Annotated in this window: 10 protein-coding genes; 9 read left to right on the top strand and 1 reads right to left on the bottom strand. The window is 39.9% G+C overall.

Annotation, left to right across the window (positions count from 1 at the left end):
- Positions 1–97: 97 nt before the first annotated feature.
- Positions 98–1,603: a DUF1566 domain-containing protein gene (locus HWV01_RS14550; RefSeq protein WP_211672227.1), complete on the bottom strand. Its 1,506-nt coding sequence runs from the start codon at positions 1,601–1,603 to the stop codon at positions 98–100.
- 210 nt (positions 1,604–1,813) lie between these two features.
- On the opposite strand from HWV01_RS14550, the gene HWV01_RS14545 reads away from it, so the two are divergent.
- From HWV01_RS14545 to HWV01_RS14505, 9 genes are all read left to right on the top strand, one after another.
- Complete coding sequence (locus tag HWV01_RS14545) at positions 1,814–2,491, top strand: response regulator transcription factor (protein ID WP_211672226.1); 678 nt, start codon at positions 1,814–1,816, stop codon at positions 2,489–2,491.
- Positions 2,481–3,806 carry a HAMP domain-containing sensor histidine kinase gene (locus tag HWV01_RS14540; protein WP_211672225.1) on the top strand — a complete coding sequence of 442 codons (1,326 nt, stop codon included), beginning with the start codon at positions 2,481–2,483 and terminating at the stop codon, positions 3,804–3,806. The genes HWV01_RS14545 and HWV01_RS14540 overlap by 11 nt, the downstream gene beginning before the upstream one ends.
- A gap of 67 nt (positions 3,807–3,873) precedes the next feature.
- Complete coding sequence (locus tag HWV01_RS14535) at positions 3,874–4,068, top strand: YwbE family protein (protein WP_006030573.1); 195 nt, start codon at positions 3,874–3,876, stop codon at positions 4,066–4,068.
- Positions 4,069–4,162: 94 nt separating this feature from the next.
- Positions 4,163–5,887 (top strand): methyltransferase domain-containing protein, encoded by a 1,725-nt coding sequence (locus tag HWV01_RS14530; RefSeq protein ID WP_211672224.1) that lies wholly within the window; start codon positions 4,163–4,165, stop codon positions 5,885–5,887.
- Between the two features lie 162 nt (positions 5,888–6,049).
- Complete coding sequence (locus HWV01_RS14525; protein WP_211672223.1) at positions 6,050–6,208, top strand: hypothetical protein; 159 nt, start codon at positions 6,050–6,052, stop codon at positions 6,206–6,208.
- Positions 6,209–6,274: 66 nt separating this feature from the next.
- Positions 6,275–8,407 carry an AAA family ATPase gene (locus HWV01_RS22405; protein WP_249185329.1) on the top strand — a complete coding sequence of 711 codons (2,133 nt, stop codon included), beginning with the start codon at positions 6,275–6,277 and terminating at the stop codon, positions 8,405–8,407.
- Positions 8,408–8,409: 2 nt separating this feature from the next.
- Positions 8,410–9,750, top strand: a complete 1,341-nt coding sequence (locus tag HWV01_RS14515) for an McrC family protein (protein ID WP_211672222.1) — start codon at positions 8,410–8,412, stop codon at positions 9,748–9,750.
- A 247-nt stretch (positions 9,751–9,997) separates the two neighbouring features.
- The gene (locus HWV01_RS14510; RefSeq protein WP_211672221.1) at positions 9,998–13,333 is read left to right on the top strand and encodes an STY4851/ECs_5259 family protein; all 3,336 of its coding nucleotides are present in this window, start codon (positions 9,998–10,000) and stop codon (positions 13,331–13,333) included.
- Entirely contained in the window at positions 13,333–19,581 is a 6,249-nt protein-coding gene (locus tag HWV01_RS14505; RefSeq protein ID WP_211672220.1) for a DEAD/DEAH box helicase, read from the top strand. The genes HWV01_RS14510 and HWV01_RS14505 overlap by 1 nt, the downstream gene beginning before the upstream one ends.
- The last annotated feature ends 138 nt before the right edge of the window (positions 19,582–19,719 follow it).

Raw genomic sequence — 19,719 nt, 5'->3', positions numbered from 1 at the left:
GTTAGCAAAGAGTAGGTGAATTTTAGGTGAACGCAGCCCTATGGAAGGGGATAATAAGAGCTGCGTAAAGAACTGATTCTAAAAATAAAACGTATGATTAATCACGTTTTTGTTTACTTGGTATTTCGTCCTTAGTGAGAAAACCATCTTTGTTCTTATCTAGTCGCTTAAAGTCCTCTTTTAATGGACCTCTTGCTTCGCTGAACGAGATTTTGCCATCGCCATTTGTGTCCATCATTGTTAATGGAGACTTGTTCATCGGCATCTCAGATGTCGACTCAGTGCTCATGTTCTCTATTGTCATGGCTGCTCGTGCTTGATATTCAGGGGCCTCATTAAACGTCACGTCACCACCACTCACGCAGCGAACCATATTGTTTATGCGGATAGAATCACCTTGAGGGCCTTTACCTTGTGGATATTGGTTCGCATCGCCAACTTTAGGGTCGCTTCGTTGTGACCCCGCGCCATGTACGTCTAACCATTGGCCATTCATAAAGCCTGTTGCACGGCCAAATGAAACATACGTCGCGTTTTCGCCATCTTTCAGGTTAACGTGTGTTGTGCTGCTCCAGTAGTTGGCATAATCTTTTTTGCCACCTTCATTGGTGATCGCAGTGCTATTAAATAATGGGTCTATCGCGGCAGACGCAGAGGTGTCTGGAGAGCGCGTGTAATCCACAATCGATTGCAGTTCTTTTACATTTGGTAAGCGCCAATTGTTATTACCTGATACCGATAAGCTTTCACAATAGCCAAGTGCATCGCTAAAGTTCATTGTCGTTGCGCTGTCATTTTGCTGCCATACTAGGCTTGTTGCTTGGTCAACAATAGTGCCATCTTCGCCTTTGACAAAGTCATTCTTGCCGTAGTCTGGGTTGTCTCGTACAGCAAGTACATAGAAGGTTTTAACACTGCCGTCTGGCATGCTTGTTCCATAGCCTTTAATGCGTCCGTCAATAAAGTTAACACCAAAAACAGTGTCATCACCGTGCATGGTTGTTGACACATATTTCGTGCTGGTGACAAATTGGCTATCAATCAAGCGCTCACCAGATTTGGTATCACCGGTATTAACACCAAATATTTCGTGATCAATAAAGGGAATAAGTTGAGATTTACCCGTGTTTAATTTCACACCACTCGGGTCTTGTCCATCAAACAAGGTCAGGGAATAAAGCTCTTTAATGGTCGGTAGTCGCCAATCGCTGTAGCCTGCTAGTTTTAGATTTTTAATATAGTTAACAGCTTCTTCGAAGGTGAGCTTATCTTGGGCATTGATTTTACCGTCACCGTTTATATCGGTTGTTTGTGACCACATAAGACCTGTCACCTGATCAGACACAGTACCATTGTCGTGTTTTATGTAGCTTGGCTGGTTGCCTTGGTATTGTGCATCCTGACCAAACATCGCTTCTGTTGCTGACGGACATTCCTCTTGATCTGTAGTACCGAAACACTGTGATTGATTGGTATCGACGATTGCATATGATGGGCTAACTTGCTTGCCATCGATACTCGCAACTGCGGTGTTGATATTGCATAAAGCGGTCACAACCGAAAGGGCGATGAGGGTGAGTTTAGATGCTTTTGACTTGATCATATCGTCTCCAAATATTACTTAACGTGCGTTGTTGCTGATGAGGCATCCTAACAATCGATAGGTGAAGTTTAGGTTAAGACCTCTAAGGTGGGTTATACAGTAATGATGAAGTTAACAAATTAAGGGTGAATTTTAAGTGAATGGACGATTTTCGTGTAAGTTATACTAAACCTGAGAGGGCATTAGGATTTAAACAAAAGGGAGTGCTTAGTGGTTGTACTTGTGGTCGAAGATAATAGCGCGTTAGCTGCCAACATGATTGAGTTTCTAGAAGCGCATGGTTTTGAATGTGATTATGCAGGGAATGGTAATTTAGGCTTGAGCTTGGCAATGAGTCAGCCATTTAACGCCATCGTGCTCGATATTATGTTGCCAGGCAAAGATGGTATGAGTATCTGCACAGCGTTAAGAGAAGCGGGTATTAACACGCCGATCCTAATGCTGACCGCAAGAGATACCTTAGATGATAAATTACAAGGATTCCAAGCTGGCACCGATGATTATTTAGTTAAGCCTTTTGACTTGCCCGAACTGGTTGCACGCCTGCAAGTACTGACTAAACGTATTAGTAAGCGCGATGTAAAATTGAGTGTTGGTGATTTGGTGATGGATGTTAATTTAAGAAAAGTCACCCGTGCAGGTCAGGTTATTGAGCTAAATAAAGCCTGTTGGCAAATATTAGAAGTGTTATTAAAAACCAGCCCCAAAGTCGTTACCCGCCAACAAATAGAGCACATTATTTGGCCGGACCAATTGCCTGATTCTGATGTGCTTAAATCCCATATATATAAATTACGACAGCTGGTGGATAAGCCATTCGATAAGCCGTTGATTCAAACGGTGAGGGGCGTTGGGCTTGTATTAAACGGTGGGCAAGATGAAGCATAGAAATAGCTTAAAATATCAGTTTAAGAAACAGTTAGCGATCAGCATAGGTTTACTGGTTATTGTGTTTTCATTCTTACTGTATCAGCTTTTTTTTGTTGCGGTTGGTACCACTATGCATCGTACTATGATGCCGATGGCTAGCCATTATGCTAAGCAGGTTGAGCTAAACCAAAACGTGCCGTTACCTAGGGATGGTGCTTATTCTGTTTTTGTTGGTCGCGAGTCGATTCCCAGCGAGATAGCCAGTTTGTTTGATATTGATGGCATGAAGGACTTTGGTCTTTCAGTGAATGATGGTGATCAACTGGTCAAGCTTTCTCGTCCTGACGCTGTCTATTTTTTGCTTGTTCACCCGATAACGAATTCCACAGACAAACTTTATTTACTTTATAACGACACGCCTCAAAAGGGGTTAGCGGGTGCTTCAAAACGAGCACCGTTATTAAATGTGCCATTTTCCATCATCTTTATTACCTTGTTAGCCATATTTTTAGTGTATTGGGTAGCGCGGCGTTTAATCAGTAAGGTGTTGAACCCATTGCATGAGCTGTCTGTGATGGCAAAAAGCCTTGATGAGAGTAACCCGGAACTGTCGTTTGCGGTCATGAATGATAAGACTGAAATTGGTGAAGTGGCGAATACATTGCACCAGACTATGGGGCGTATCCATCAATACCATCAAAGGGAGAAGCAGTTTTTACAAAACGCCAGTCATGAGTTACGCACGCCCATTGCTGTGGTGTCTTCTGCCTTAGATATTATTGATTTAAGAACGGCCCAAGGTAAGACAAATGTTGCTGATCAATACATGCATATTCGACGCGCCAATAAAAATATGGCGGAGATGACCGAAGCGCTGTTATTACTAAGCCGGAAAAGTGGTACGCCAACGCAGCTAGAAACAGTAAATCTTGAGCAATTAGCTACAGTGATTATTGATGAACACAAGTATTTGTTGAAAGGAAAAGACGTTGACGTTGAGCTTGTCGTTGATGACAGCCCATCACGTGAATTACCTTTGTCACTGTGTCGAATTGTGTTGAGTAACCTGATACGTAATGCATTTGAGCATACTTTATCAGGCATAGTGCGGGTGCAGCTTTCGGGTCTTATTGTGTCAATTACGAATACGAGTGCTGGTTTAGCTGATTATGAGCAAAATGCTACTGAACGTGGCGTGTCTCAGGGGCAAGGGTTTGGCATTGGTTTAGATATAGTCCAAAAAATTGTAGCGCAGCAAGAATGGCAGCTTCATCTTTCGTCAGACAATAATGACGGTAGCCAAGTCGTTGTTTATTTCGAACCGCGTCATTGACCTAACACCCAGTCATAAGGCAAACTCACAGCCAGTATCATCTAACACTGATTTAATAGGAAAAAACATGAGCGGAACGAACAGATCGGATATCAAAAAGGGTTTAGCGGTATCGATTGTACTGAAACAAGACCAACGCAGTGGTAACTTGACCGACGGGATCGTGAAAGACATTCTCACTAATTCACCAAATCATCCCCACGGTATTAAAGTGCGTTTAGAAAGTGGTGATGTGGGACGTGTTAAAGTGATTAACGACTAATCAAACGTACTGATTTAACTATATATATTTAGAATACCTATTATGCTAATCTACCTCAGTCCCCACGCATTCAAATCTGAGGTTAAGATTAGCTATGCACACCAACTTTTATGACGTTCATGCTCAACAACTTGCCGATCAATACTTATCAAAATCCTTCGAAGAAGTGCATGCCGCATGGGCTGAATTTTTACCGCCAATTCTAAACAAATCTAACGCGCGTATTCTTGACTTAGGTGCTGGGGCGGGGCGTGATAGTCGATATCTCGCTGAGCAAGGACAAGTAAGCGACATTAGTATTGTTGCTGTCGAGCCTGCTAAGTTATTAGCCGAAATAGGCCAGCAACAAACGCAGGGGTTGAATGTTAAATGGGTTGAAGATTCTCTACCCGCTCTGGATGTTGTCAGTCGCCAAGAAGTCAGTTTTGATCTTATCCTGCTTAGTGCTGTGTGGATGCATATCCCGAAAAGCGAGCGACCGCGTGCAATCCGAAAACTAGCCAACTTACTCAAACCCGGCGCTAAATTAGTTATCTCGCTACGTCATGGCCCCAGTGGTGATGAACGTAAAATGCATGATGTCAGTACTGAAGAGTTAGAACTACTTGCTAAGACCGTTGGTTTATCTGTCGTGCTTAAAACAGAGCATGATAGCGACAAGCTTGGACGTGATAGCGTTCATTGGCAAACCGTAGTATTGCAATTGCCTGATGATGGCTCAGGTGCATTTCCTTTTATTCGTCATGTGGCATTGAATGATGGTAAAGCTGCAACGCACAAGCTGGCATTAATGCGAGTATTGTTGCGTATTGCCGACGGTCATCCTGGCGCTGTTATTCGCCGTGAAGATACCGCGCAGGGTATGAGAGTTATATTACCAGTAGGGCTGGTGGCTTTATATTGGTGTCATCAATACAAGATACTGATTGATGATCATGGCTTATATCAGACCCCCAATAAAAAACCTAATATGGGTTTTATGAAAGACGATGGCTGGCACAAGTTAACGCATCGTTCTGCTACAGATTATCGTATCGGCCATCTTTTTGTTGGTGAAGATGCTATCGCACTGCACCGAACATTATCCGCAGCAGTCAGCAACATTAAAGAAATGCCGTGTAAACACATCACCTTGCCGAACAGTGACATCAATGTATTTGAAGTCGATAGTAAAACGGTACGCGCTAAAGACAGTTTGTTTTTAGATATGGCGTCTTTATCTCAATGGGGCGAACTGTCATTGCCTGAAACAATATGGAATGCTTTTAGTCGTTACGCTTGCTGGGTTGAACCTGTTCTTGTCAGTGAGTGGATGAAAACCATGAAGGGATATCAGGGTAACAAGAACCCTGAACAACAGCTGGCAATAGCAAATTCACTGGATTGGTTAGAAGCCAAGCGTTCTACTGTTGAGAGCCGTAAACGTTTGGAATTATTACAACAGACACAAAGCCTGCAATGTGTCTGGTCTGGCAAAGTTTTAAAACAAGAGTTCGCAATAGATCACTGTATGCCGTTTGCGCGCTGGCCGAATAACGATCTGTGGAACCTGTTACCGAGTGATAGCAAAGTGAATGGTCAGAAAAGTGATAGCTTGCCGACTGCTAAAAAGCTTAAAGACGCTAAATTACGTATTACAGATTGGTGGCAACAAGCTTGGACAAATGATAATACGCAGTCGACTCGTTTCTTTGCCGAAGCGAATATAGCTTTACCGGGATTAACGACGAACAATACGTCTATCGATGATCTTTTTGAAGCGCTGGAATTACAACGCGGGCGATTAAAAGAAATGCAGCAACTGAGGGAGTGGGGTTGATAATTAGACGTATTTATAAGGGGGTACTTTTATTTTGTGTTTTTGACTGCCATCACAAGATGGCATAGTGTAATTAGGCTACAATAACGCCTTTGCTGACACCATCGAAGCACAAGTGAAAAAGGGCAATCGCGTGTTGATAACCTCACGCAAGGCATCTTAGTGAAAGCTTTTCGTGGTGAACTCGTCCCGCAAGATCCGAATGATGAATTGGCGGATAAACTGCTTGAGCGTATTGCGCAAGCCCGTAAAGACGCGGATGCTTTAGCCAAGACAGTAAAGAAAGCTGCCACAGTTAAGAAAAAAGCAGCGAAGAAGTAACGGAATAATCACTAATAATGATGTAAAGGGAGCACTTGTGTTCCCTTTTTAATGAGAGAAGGGAATATGAGTCAGCTGATTAACCAAATAGAAGCGTTGGGTTTTAGAAGAAAAGGAATATGTAAGCCTGAGCACCTCAATACATTAGTGAGTAAATTTGAAAAGAGTCCCGTAGCGAGTCCATTATTCAAGAAGTATATGTTTGATATTTTATCAAACATATCAGCTTTGTATGAAAATAAAACTTATTCAACAGAGTCAGAAAAATTAAAGTTTTATATTAATGATAAATGGTTTTTTTTAGCTATCCCTCAGAAAAATGGCTGTAAAATAACTATCTCATTACGTGCAGACATTCTGTCAATATATCCTCAGTTTGAATCCATGGTGACTAAATCATATGCGAAACCGAAGCTTAATGATAAAGGCGAAAAGAATGATAATTTTACTTTTGAGTTAGGAGGTGAAGCCGTCGAAGAAGCAATAATCGATTTTGCTGATGTGCTTAACGGTCGTGTAGACAATAAAATGATGGAAGAAACGGAATCTCAAGGAACAAGCATGAATTCTGATAACGATATTGTAACTAGTCCTTTAAACCAAATCCTTTATGGTCCCCCTGGTACTGGTAAAACATACCACTCGATTGACGCAGCCGTTAAAGCCGCAGAGCCTCAGTATTATGCAAGTTTAAAAATAGATATAATTACTGGTACTACAGATAAACAGCGTGAAGAATTAACGAACAAATATAAAGAGCTGTCTGATGCAGGGCGCATTCGGTTTGTCACGTTTCATCAAAGTTATGGCTATGAAGAGTTTGTTGAAGGCATTAGCGCCAAAACAGAGCAAGGACAAGTTAGTTACAAAATTAAATCGGGTGTATTTAAACAAATAGCTGAAGATGCATCTCTATCTAAAGTAAACTTGAGCCATGAAATTAACCCTGATGGTCAGGTTTGGAAAATATCGATAAATGGTGTACATGCAAACCCACAAAAAAAATATTGTTTTGAGAATGATCTAGCTGCAATTGGTTGGGGGGATACCGGCGATTTATCTGTTCGTAAACGTAATGATTATTTCAATAAGTTAGTTTCACATGATCGGAATTCAATAACATCTTTCAGTGAAAGTATGGAAATTGGCGACTTAATTTTGTGCATAAATAGTAATAGCTCGATAGAAGCAATAGGTGTTGTTTCTGGAGAATACTTTTATAATGAAGATGGTTTACTGGGTCGACCTGATTTTAAACATTTTTTACCAGTAAAATGGTTAAAGCAAGGAATCAATATTGATTTTAAATCGCTAAATGGAAATAGAACATTTCATACACCGACATGTAACCACCTTAAACGATTAACTATTACCGCTGTACTTAATCACCTTATTGAACATCAAGTTACTATTGGTATAGATGAGCTTAAAAAACCAGTAGAAAACTATGTTTTGATTATTGATGAAATTAATCGAGGTAATATTTCAAAGATATTTGGTGAATTGATTACATTAATAGAACCATCAAAACGAAAAGGAAATCGTGAGGCATTGGATTTAATTTTACCTTGCTCATCCACGCCTTTTTCTGTACCAAATAACCTGCATATAATTGGCACTATGAACACTGCTGACCGTTCATTAGCAATGATGGATACCGCATTACGTCGCCGTTTTGATTTTATTGAAATGATGCCAAATACATCCCTGTTTTCTGATACGGATATGATTAAAGGTATCGACTTAGAAGCTCTTCTCGAAACCATGAATAAGCGCATTGAAGTATTATACGACCGTGAACACACATTAGGTCATGCTTTCTTTATGCCTGTTAAAGCGCTGGTGGATAAGAAAGATGAATCAGGTGCATTTCAAGAACTACAATCCGTATTTAAAAATAAAATCATTCCATTACTTGAGGAGTACTTCTTTGAAGATTGGAACAAGATCCGTTTAGTGCTAGGTGATAATCGTAAAGCTGAATCATTACGTTTTGTAACCGAAGAAAAGCAATCATACGACGAAATTTTTGGTGCTGGACATGGTCTAGATAGCTATGAGACTGAAAGCATCAGCTATACGCTTGCTTCATTTGATGGTGAAGAATCGGTGTGGGGTAAAGCAGCTGCATATATTGGTATTTACTCAAGTAAACCAGTAGAAGTAAACAAATCAGATAGTGAATCTGAGGCCGCTTAACAGTGATAAAACCCAAAAACAACGTCACTGTGTTTGAATACGGCTATATCAGTTCAGATAAAGAACCAGCTAAATCAAATCGCATAACGCAGATTTCAGATCCTGCGTTTTGTGAACTGAAAAAACTGTGTCTGTGTGATGAATCTGAAAGCCGTTTTCTGCGTCTAAAAAGCATCGATAATACCGAAGTGTTGCAGCTGAATAATTACGTCGGAGTGGTCTTGACGCGTGATGGTACTCAAATAGAAGTGCTGCCGAAAATAGGTAAAAAGGTCAAGTGTGATAATGCTGAGGATAAAAACGAAGCTAAATTAAAGGCTGAAGATAAAGCTCGAAATTCATTACTCATCATGCTTAAAACGCTGGGTAAGTTTCGCCATATACAAACCAATAGTGCTAATATCACCAAAGCTAAAATGCCATTACTGGAAGTATTTATTACCCAGTTTTTAGACTCGGTAAATACGCTTGTTAAACGCGGTCTTCGCAGTGACTATGTTAAGCAAGAAGACAACTTGTTTTACCTTAAGGGCAAGTTACAGGTAGGTAAACAGATCCGCCATAACGCAATTAACAAGCATAAGTTCTGTGTAGAATATGATGAGTTTTTACAAGATCGCCCAGTTAATCGTTTACTACATGCCGCATTACAAAAAGTCGCGAGCTATACACGCTCAGCCCGTAATCAAAAGTTATTACGCGAACTCACGTTTGTATTTAACGACATACCTATCAGCCGTAATCACAAGCAGGATTTTGCTCAAATCAAACTTGATCGTGGGATGTCGTATTATGAAAGTCCGTTAGCTTGGGCGCGATTAATACTCGAAGGGTTTTCACCGCTCACGATGAAAGAGTCCAACAGTGCATTTTCGTTATTATTCCCGATGGAAGCCGTGTTTGAATCTTATGTTGAAAGTGTTCTTAAGAAGCAAATACCTGATGGCTTGTTGTTACGCGGGCAAGTGAGAGCTGAATCGTTAGTTAGCCATAAAAATAAAGCAATGTTTAATCTCAAGCCTGATCTTGTTATCTACAAAGACGCACTTGTACATGCAGTACTTGATACCAAGTGGAAGTTAATTGATGGCAGTGATAAAGAGAAATACGGTATCTCCCAAGCAGACATGTACCAAATGTACGCTTACGGACATAAGTATTTAGATTGCGCTGGTAATATCTTCCTGATTTACCCGCAGCATGATGGTTTTACTAAGGCCGTTGAGCATAGCTTTGATTTTAGTGACAAGTTGAAGTTGTGGGTTGTCCCGTTTGTGATTGAAGAAGGGCGGGAGGAGTTGCTGCTACCGGATGGGATGGATGAAAACTTCGTAAGCTTATAAAACACTAATTTACCTATATGATGAAAACATAAGCAATAATTAACAGAATTTAAAATAGTGCTCGCAAGTGTAAATGTTGGATTGCTTATTGCCACAATGCTGGTTGATTTGGTCAATATTGAATTGTTTTTTGATTACTTATATAAGTATCTAGTTACTTGATTATAAATAAAAAATCGATACTTAAAGTGAGGTAGTTGGATTAGAATACACAGAATAATATACGTCCCAACTGAGAGACTTTGTTTTGATTTCAAATTTAAATGTTAGTGCAGATACGTACACACTTAACCCTCAGCAGTGGTTAACTTCTTTCTTGGCTCGACGAGCGCTGTTAAAACCAAACTATGAACCGCTGTTTAGCTATCAACTATCCCAAGATGAATACATTAGTTTAAAAAACTGTATTGTATCAACCGAGAAACTAGCTCAGTTTAACCGTAATCAGTTGTCTACTTATTGGTGTGGCGCTTTCACGTTATTTTGTGCCGAGTGGTTTCGTCGTGAATATACAAACGCTTGGAGCTGGGAGCCTATTTGGAAGGAGCTTGGCTTTGAGTTACTGCCTACTGAAGTGCGTAACTTCGTATCTACAGGGTTAGAAACTTATTGGAAACGCTCAGTCATCCAATTTGAAAATTCGAATAATAACTTCCTGGGTTCAGTTTTCAGTGAAGGTGGTTTACCATTAAAGCTACTGATTGATAGTAATAACAATTTTCAGCTTGTATTTCAGAACATACTAAAACGTTACAGTAGCGCTTTGTTGCTTGGTCATTCTATTAATGAGTTAGTCGGGCAGTGCATAGAGCCGCTACCTGAAGCATTCAAAGTTGAAACATCGATTAATCTAATCGCAGATATGGCTGAAAAGTTAATTCGATTAGCGAGTAGTTTTGAATTGGAAAAGCAGGATGATCCGTCTACATATTTGGATAACAAAAGTCCTCATTGGCGTTCGCAATTCCCATTACCGTTAAATGAAAAAGAAGGCGCAGATTTCCTTAATGGCTTATTACGCGTTGCAACGAATGAAGCTAAACTGCCTAAATATGCTAACTCGGCATTGGCGTGTACGCATTTATTGAGCATTGCTAATCAAGTAATAAAAACGCAGGTTCATCTTCCAAACAACATTAAATTTAATATTACCAAGCAGCAATTAAGTACAACGCGTGTGGAACTTGCTATTTTTGAAGGTGATACCCAAATTGCGCATTTAGGCACATTATATAGTCAATTTGACGGTGAGATGGTGACGTTAAGAATACCGCGCTCTGGTATGGAAATAAAACGACATACTGTCTCTAGTGAATTACATTTGGTTGTGATGCAATTAGGTCAAACATTAGATCGTAAATTGCTGCCTGTTAGCGCATTAGATATCGGTGAATCGCCTATTGGCTTTATCGAAAAAGACGGGGAGTGGCACTATGCCGGGCAGGCCAGTTTCTCGACTAAAGCGAATGAATTATTAGTTATTCTACCTGCTGATTCGAAATGTGAATTAGAAAATAGTCAGGCTGAATATTTAAATGAAAAATACCAATTACTCGATATCGTAAAATTTTCTGGTTCTCTTAAGGTAAGTACGCTTGAGGGCGGTAATTACGTCATCAAATCAAGTTCTTCGTTCGACTCAAGTAACTTTTTAACGTTAGTGGGGAACACGGTATTATGGCCGAGCAAACCATCATTAGTATTTACAGGATTGCCGTTATATAAGTGCAGTGATACAGAGCTGAATACGCATTTAAAAGACCTGTATTTATGTATAGGTAAGCGTAAAGCAAGCGAGCTTTTACCATTTGAGCAACTAGGCCGACACTCGGTGTCGTTGAAAAACACAAATAATGAAACTGTATTGCTGAAGCGAATCGGTATATTGCCTGCAGACTTCAAAATAGACATCGTCGCTGGTAGCAGACCGAATGAAGGGATGCTTAAGGTCAGCACTAAATCTAACTGCCAGAGTTCGGTCATTACGCCTAATGTTGAAGTCCAAATGGATAAGTTAGGCACATGTAATGAAATATCACTAAAGGTAGAAGGTACTCCTCCGGCGTTTATTACGCTAAGTGTATTGGTGTCGTCAATGAGTGATCCTATTCTATTAGACGTCCCATTTCCGGCTAAGGGCTGTATTGCTTTTAATGCAAGCGGTGAACCTTTAAGCAAAAAGGCGTCGATTGATGATCTCTTAGGTAGTCGACTGTATTTATTCACAGAGCAAGGGCGCTCGGTTCGCTATAAAGTCGAGTTAACCTTAAAGTTATCGGGCTCATTTAACAGTGCGCCACCTTGTTATCAATGGGATTACTTTGCTGCGGATAAGCCGATTGAAATCAATTTATATTCGTTAAAAGACCGAATAGAGCAGCTTATGTCATTGAGTCCACAGCTTGATTGCATTGTGGAACTGAAAATTACCGGTAACGAACGCCCGTTAATTATCAATATTCAAAAATACACCACTAAGTTAGATTTTAACTCTACACAAAATACCGTTGGTTTGTTTAGTGAATCAATTGTACAGCGTAATAATATTGAACCGCTGTTAATGCGTATTGCTGAACCAGATCGTAAGTTGACATACTTACAAAGCAAAGAGACGGAAGGGGTTAATACCGGTGAATTTGCATTACCTGATTATATCGATGCTGGTGGACCTTGGTTAGTAGTCCCTTCTAAAGATTCGAATGTGAACTTCAGAGCTAAGTTTATTCTTGGCGGTGCTGAGCAACTTGAATCGACAGAGAGTGTAAAAACCTTACAAAAAGCAGTTGTTGCTTACCATCCAAGATTCAACCCTAATGCAATTGCTGATGTTGTCGCATTAATGGCTGCGGATGCTGGGCACAGTGGTTGGCTATTTATGCAAAAACTATATTCAAATTATGGTCACTTACCGTTAGCTACTTTTGAAGTATGGAGTGAGATTACCCGAAACTCGAAAGCGCTTTGTCTGGCTGTATTAAGATTTGAGAGTGACCCCGCGTTCATTCTACGATTAGAAAATGAATTCCCTATTCTGTGGGAATTTGTTTTAGTGAATGATTGGCTGGCGGCTAAATCTTCATTAATGTCAATGTACACTAAAATGGGATTGCCACTACAAGTGGTAACTAGGCAGTGTAATAAATTTGTTGAACAGGTATGTGAACAGATACCGGCGTATTCTAATGAATACCTTGTCTACCTAACGACAGGAAAAATGCCCGCACCTTATCCTGCAGCATTTATGCAGCATGTTGTTCAAAACGAGTGGTATCAATCGTTATTACATAAACATAGTCATGGTAGTGAATGGCCAAATCAACTTGGTAATAAACTACAAAGTTGGTTTATGAATTATGCTGATTTTCCAATAGACATAAAAACGCATAATAATTTCCATAACAGTGTTGTTTACTTTCCTGTTTTTGCAGCCGCGGTTGCCGCTGGCGTAGTTGATGCCGAGAGTGTATTTAATGCTGGTCCTCAAGCTGTATTCCAACTTCGGTTACAGCGTGATTTTGACCGCGAATGGTTTGAGTCATTGTATTGTTATGCACTATTTCAATTTTTAAATAAGAGTATCTAATGAATAGTTTTTTTTCATCTTTAGTCAAGCAATCAACATCAAGAGCAAAAGAATCGACGTTAAGTATTCTTGGTATTTCTAACCCTAATTTAAGATCGCATCTGAGTGAACAGATGGGGGGCGATTGTGGTGAAGATAATGCATTTCTAGCACCACCTGTATTTGAACACACCTTTGGTTGGGAGTTCGCTGACCCGAAAATGTCAGACTTATCTGGCAATTTATTATCAGCTGATGTTGTTAATGCGCTGGACCATAAAGGCAACGACCGTTATCGCTTTGGGGCTGACTTTAATCCTTTTAAGCATCAGCTAAAGTCGTGGGAAGTACTACTCGATAAAACGCCTAAATCGGTTGTCGTCACGTCAGGTACAGGTTCGGGTAAAACTGAATGCTTTATGGTCCCTGTGATCGATGACCTTTATCGTGAGTATAAGCAAAAAAACGCAGACCTTGTCGGTGTACGCGCTATATTTTTATATCCTTTAAACGCGTTGATTAATTCACAGCAAGAACGTTTAGATGCATGGACAAAGCACTTTGATACCGGTGTTCGTTATTGTTTATATAATGGCAATACTGAAAATAAAGAAAGCAAAGTAAGGCAGAAGCAAAAAGAAAGACCGAATGAAGTGCTTTCTCGCGAGTTAATGCGTAAGCAACCTGCGCCGATATTAGTGACTAACGGCACAATGCTTGAATATATGCTTGTACGTCAGGTCGATTCTCCGATTATACAAAAGTCACGAGAAGAGCAGTCGTTACGTTGGATCATTCTTGACGAAGCGCATACCTATGTCGGCTCACAGGCGGCAGAATTAGCACTGCAATTGCGTCGCGTTTTACATGCATTTGGCGTGGAAGCTAAAAATGTCCGTTTCGTGGCTACATCAGCGACGATTGCCGATGAAAACGCAGAAGATCAGCTGAAAAAATATTTATCTGAATTAGCGGGAGTGTCTCAAGACCAAGTTGTCGTGATCGGGGGGAAACGGATTGTCGCTAAACTTGATCCTATGCAGCCTTGTGCTATCACGCTAGAAGAGCTTGAAGCTATGGAGCCTAGTGGCGAGGAGCCTAAAAGTGGTAAAGAAAAAGACCGACAATTAGACGTATCGAATAACCGTTTCAATGCGCTATCTAATTCTGTTTATGCAAGATCGCTAAGAGATACGATTGTAGAGAGTACAAAGCCGCTCACCATTGATGAAATCATTACGCAGATAAGTACTAAGTTGAATAATCCTCATGTATCACAGGATGTATTGTTACGCTGGCTTGATGTTGCGACTGGTACTAAAAAAGATGCTTCATCTGAAGCCTTCTTAAAAGTGCGCTCGCATTTCTTCCAACGTATGACACAAGGTTTATGGTGTTGCATTGATTCCAATTGTCCGAAGAAAGTGGGTTCACACTTACAGAAGAATTGGCCATTTGGTTTTGTGCATTCAACACAGCGCCAGCAGTGTGAGTGTGGGGCTCCTGTACTTGAATTAACATTCTGCCTGGAATGTAATGAACCGCATTTATTAGGACAAGACCGATTAGGCAAGTTAGTTCAATGGGATTCTAATGGTGGCGATGAATTTTCGTTGCAGCAGGATGTAGAAGATGAAGCGGACAAACCTGAAATACAAAATCATTCGCAGTCATCTAATTCACCACTGGTATTTAGTACTAAGCAAAATGCTGAATACAGCAATATTAAAATAGGAAATGATAAAACAATCGGAGCGCTAGCTGAAGGATACTCATTAGCACATAATTCGGCTGAAAAAACGAGTTGTGTAAAATGCGGTAATGCAGCTAACAATGGCTATCCTCCATTTCGTCGAGCCCTGTTAGGTTCCCCTTTTTATGTATCGAATGTTGTTCCTACATTACTTGAGTATTGTCCTGACTTTAAACCCGAAAAAGATAGTGATCTTGGCCCGCAAAGTTTACCTGGCCGAGGACGTCGCTTAATTACATTTACTGATAGTCGTCAAGGAACAGCGCGTATGGCGGTGCGAATGCAGCAGGAAGCCGAACGTTCTAAATTGAGGGGGTTGGTGTTTGAGATATTAAGAGAAGCTCAAAAAGATCAATCAAGTCCTAATTGCGACAAGGTTAAAGACGAAATTTCAGATCTTCGTATGTTTGCTGAGATGTTCCGCAGTAAGCAGGACTGGGATAAAGCAAAAGAATATGATCTGAAGGCGGATAAATTATCTGAAGTATCAATGGGGAGACTATCTTGGCGTGAAATGGTCATTCAATTAGCCAATAAAGCGGACATTAAAGGCAGTATTTTACAATACAATAAATACCTTGCTCCTGAAGTGTTTGATATCAATGACGGCCCTTTTAAGCTCGCTGAAATGATGTTGTTCCGTGAGTTTGCACGCCGACCGAAAAGACAAAACAGTTCAGAAACTCAAGCGTTAACAAAAGTTAATTATATTGGATTAGATAAAGTTAAGTCGTGTCCTGATTCATGGGGGAACTATGGATTTGAGCTTCAAGATTGGCATGATTTTATTAAAGTTGCGCTTGATTTTTATATCCGTGAAAACACATTTATTCAACTCGAAGATAATTGGAAAAAGTGGATTGGAAATAAATTTTCATCTAAAACATTACGTAATCCAGAATCGAAAGAAGACAATGAAGGTCGCGTTAAAAAATGGCCACAGATAAATAAAAAGGGTGTGCAAGGTCGTTTAGCTAAAATGCTAGCCTTGGCGAGTAAGATTGATTTAAGTTCAAATGAAGGTGTTGATATCGTCAATTCATGGCTTAAGTCTGCATGGATGGACCTTACTGTAACTTGTCGAATTTTAAAGTTAGATGGCAATCAGTTTTATTTAGAACGTAACAATCTAGAATTTTCATTGGTTGATTCCGTGTTTGTTTGCCCTGTGACCAACAAACTGTTTGATACAACATTTAAATCGTTAACACCTTACTTACCAAGAAAGTTAGATGTTGATGGTGATTACACATGCCTGCAAGTTGATTACCCGCAAATTTGGGACTTTGGTTCGACACAGGAAGATTATGCGCCGGGTATCAAGTTAACTCGTGCGCAGGTTAGTGGTAGTCCTGAGGTTCAGGCATTACGTAAAAACAACCTTTGGACAGATATCAATGATCGCGCAGTCGAAGGTGGTTTTTACTATCGCACCGCAGAGCATTCAGCACAGCAATCATCTGAACGTTTAGACAGTTATGAAGCTATGTTCAAGCAAGGTAAAATTAACGTCTTAAACTGCTCGACAACGATGGAAATGGGCGTTGATATTGGTGGCATTTCAGCTGTTGTAATGAATAACGTACCGCCGCATCCAGCCAATTATTTACAGCGTGCAGGTCGGGCAGGGCGTAGTAAAGAATCAAGGGCAATCGCATATACCTTATGTAAAAATAACCCACATGATCAGCAGGTATTTACTAATCCAAAATGGGCTTTTGAAACGGTAATTCCCGCACCTTATGTCGCGTTTAATTCAATTCGATTGGTGCAGCGACATGTAAACTCAATGCTCCTTTCTATTTTTTTACGAGAAGAAGTCGGAACAACAAGCACTGAAAAAACGACGTTAAATCTTGAATGGTTTTATGTATCAGATGAACAGTCTATATGTGAAAAATTTAAAGCCTGGATACTGGCAGATGCCAATAACTGGAACCGAGATCTTAAAGCGCTTGTACGCGGTACAGCTTTGGCACATGAAACGCCTGAACACTTGAGGTCATCTGCAGTTAAAGTGATTTCAACATTAGAAAAAATATGGTTGGCTGAATTTAACTATTTGAATGTAGAAAAAACCAAAGCATTAAAAGAAAGCCCGTATGAATACCGTCTTAAACTTGAACTATCACGTTTAACTAAAGAGTACTTATTACGTGAACTAGCTTCAAAGTCCTTCTTACCCGGATATGGCTTTCCGACAGATGTTGTTAACTTTGATAATAATAATATTGAAGATTACATTCGTGAAAAAAATAACAAATCTAAGAATACAAAAGACAGAGAAGATAACGTTTCAAGAGTTCGAGGTTTACCAAGTCGAAATCTTGCCGTTGCTATTCGAGAATATGCGCCAGGCGCTGAAATTGTATTAGATGGGCGTGTTTTCCGTTCTGGCGGTATCGCCCTAAATTGGCTTAATATTGCTAATAATGATGCAAAAGAAGCGCAGAAATTTGACTTAGCCTGGCGTTGTGATCATTGTGGGCAAACTGGGTTCATGGACAGCGTATCTATAGCTCAAGATCAGGTTCATTGTGACAATTTGGAATGTGGACAACAAATATCACCTAAAAACCAACGACGTGTACTGCAACCTACGGGCTTTGTGACTAATTTTCATGAATCGCCATCAAATGATATTACAGCACAGAAATATTTGCCTGTTGAGCCAGCATGGGTATCTGTATCAGGAGACAAACTTAATTTACCTAATCTTGATATGGGTTATATGGTGTCAGGTGCTAACGGCACTATATTCCATCATACCTCGGGTGAATTTGGTAAAGGTTATGCGTTGTGTATGACTTGCGGTAAAGCTGAATCATTAGATTACAATGGTGACTATCCAAAGCATTTCTCCCCATTCGTTGAACATAAACCGTTAAAAGCGGGTAAGAAAGACAAGAATGAAAGTTCTACTGCGAATTGTGAAGGTTCTGCAAATCTAATGAGAGATGTCCATTTAGGTTGCCATTCAAAAACAGATGTATTCGAACTGGTATTAAAACACCCGAAGGCGAATGAATATATTGCTGAAAACTCCGATAATGGGCGCAGTATTGCAATGACGTTAGCGGTTTCATTAAGAGCTGCACTGGCCAAGATATTAGGTATTTCAACATCTGAGTTGGGCTACGCGTGTCGACCTGCTATCGTCGCTGACGGTCAGACCGCTATGGTTATTCAGCTATTTGATATTATTGGTGGTGGCGCAGGTTTTGCAAGTTCAGCGCCTCAATATATTCAACAGCTTATTGAAGCAATGGTTAATAATTTACATTGTTCTAAATGTGGTTCTAGCTGTGGAGACTGCTTACTTGATTCTAACTCTCGCCACGATGTTGATAAGTTGAACCGACTTGTCGCACTCGAGTGGCTTGGTGTTAATTTTTTAGATTTTAATGCTTCATCAGACGCCATTAAACTTTTAGATAACGGGAAGTACTATTCTGGGTCGATCGCAGAAAACATCCAGTATCATTTAGATCACGGTGTTGATGCGTTGACGTTATGGTTAAGTGCTGATGTACCTGAGTGGGATCTAAGCTCACCACAATTTAAGAAAACAATTGTGCGTTACTTAACTCAAAATGAAAAAGTGGTGAACCTTGTTCTGCCTAATGCTGAATTGAGTATTGAGCATGCTGAAGAGTTTAAAATACTAAAAGACCTAGGCGCTAATTTTTATACCGATAAGGCGGCTAAGAATGAGTTTCTTGTTCAGCTAATCAAACCGTCTGGTGTTATTACATTAGCTAATAAAGCGAATAATGTTAACTGTCCAGGCATTGATTGGCATCGATCTTTAGGTACTGTTGTTTCTAGTGATTCTTATTCTTTGGCGGAGTTAACTTTACTCGGGACTTCGAATTGGAGTTCAGAGGTTAACGTTGGGGCTCTTGACGTTGAGATTATTGGTGAGTTAAATGGCAAGTTAAATAGTTTTGGCTTAGCGTTTTGGACAAAGTTACTTAAAGATGATGAGCAATTATTAACGTTATTAAAAGCAGATAAGCTAGCAACAATACATTACACAGACCGTTATTTGCAAAGTCCTGCTGCATTGCTGTTAATTTCACAGCTCATTGCTAGTATGTGTTTGATTGTTAAATCGGCGCCTAAAATTGAACTTGAAATGTTGTTTGATAGCAAAGATAAGCAAGGCTACTTACTTCATCATGACTGGCAGAATTATGATGATTTTAAAGAAGCTTACGAATATTGGTTTGAGTATAAGGCCAATGTTAAGCCAAATCTAACTATGCATCAAAAACGTAGTGATATTGCGCATAGAAGAAAGCTGACGTTGCAATTTGAGTCAGGTAAAGCAGTGACGTTTAGATTCGATCAAGGTGTCGGTTACTGGCGCTTAAATTCACCGTCGTCAACGGTTAAGTATCAATTTAATGCCGATATTTTTGAGCAGTTGTCATCTCTAAAAGAGTTTGAATCTGATTTAATGGTGAAAAATAGCGAAAACTGGTCAACAGATATTAGCTATAAATTAGAGTGAAAATGTAATCGGGATATACATAAATAAAAATGTGTATTGATGTGTATTGATGGGTTGTTAGTGACATGACGGCCCATCGGCAGAGACTTAATAAATATCAAAAAAAGTTATGTATTATAATGATTTATATTGTTTTTT

The sequence above is a fragment of the Moritella sp. 5 genome (genome assembly GCF_018219455.1).
Lineage (GTDB): Bacteria > Pseudomonadota > Gammaproteobacteria > Enterobacterales > Moritellaceae > Moritella.
Note: the sequence above shows the minus strand (reverse complement) of the source record. Positions and strands in the feature narration are given on the sequence as shown.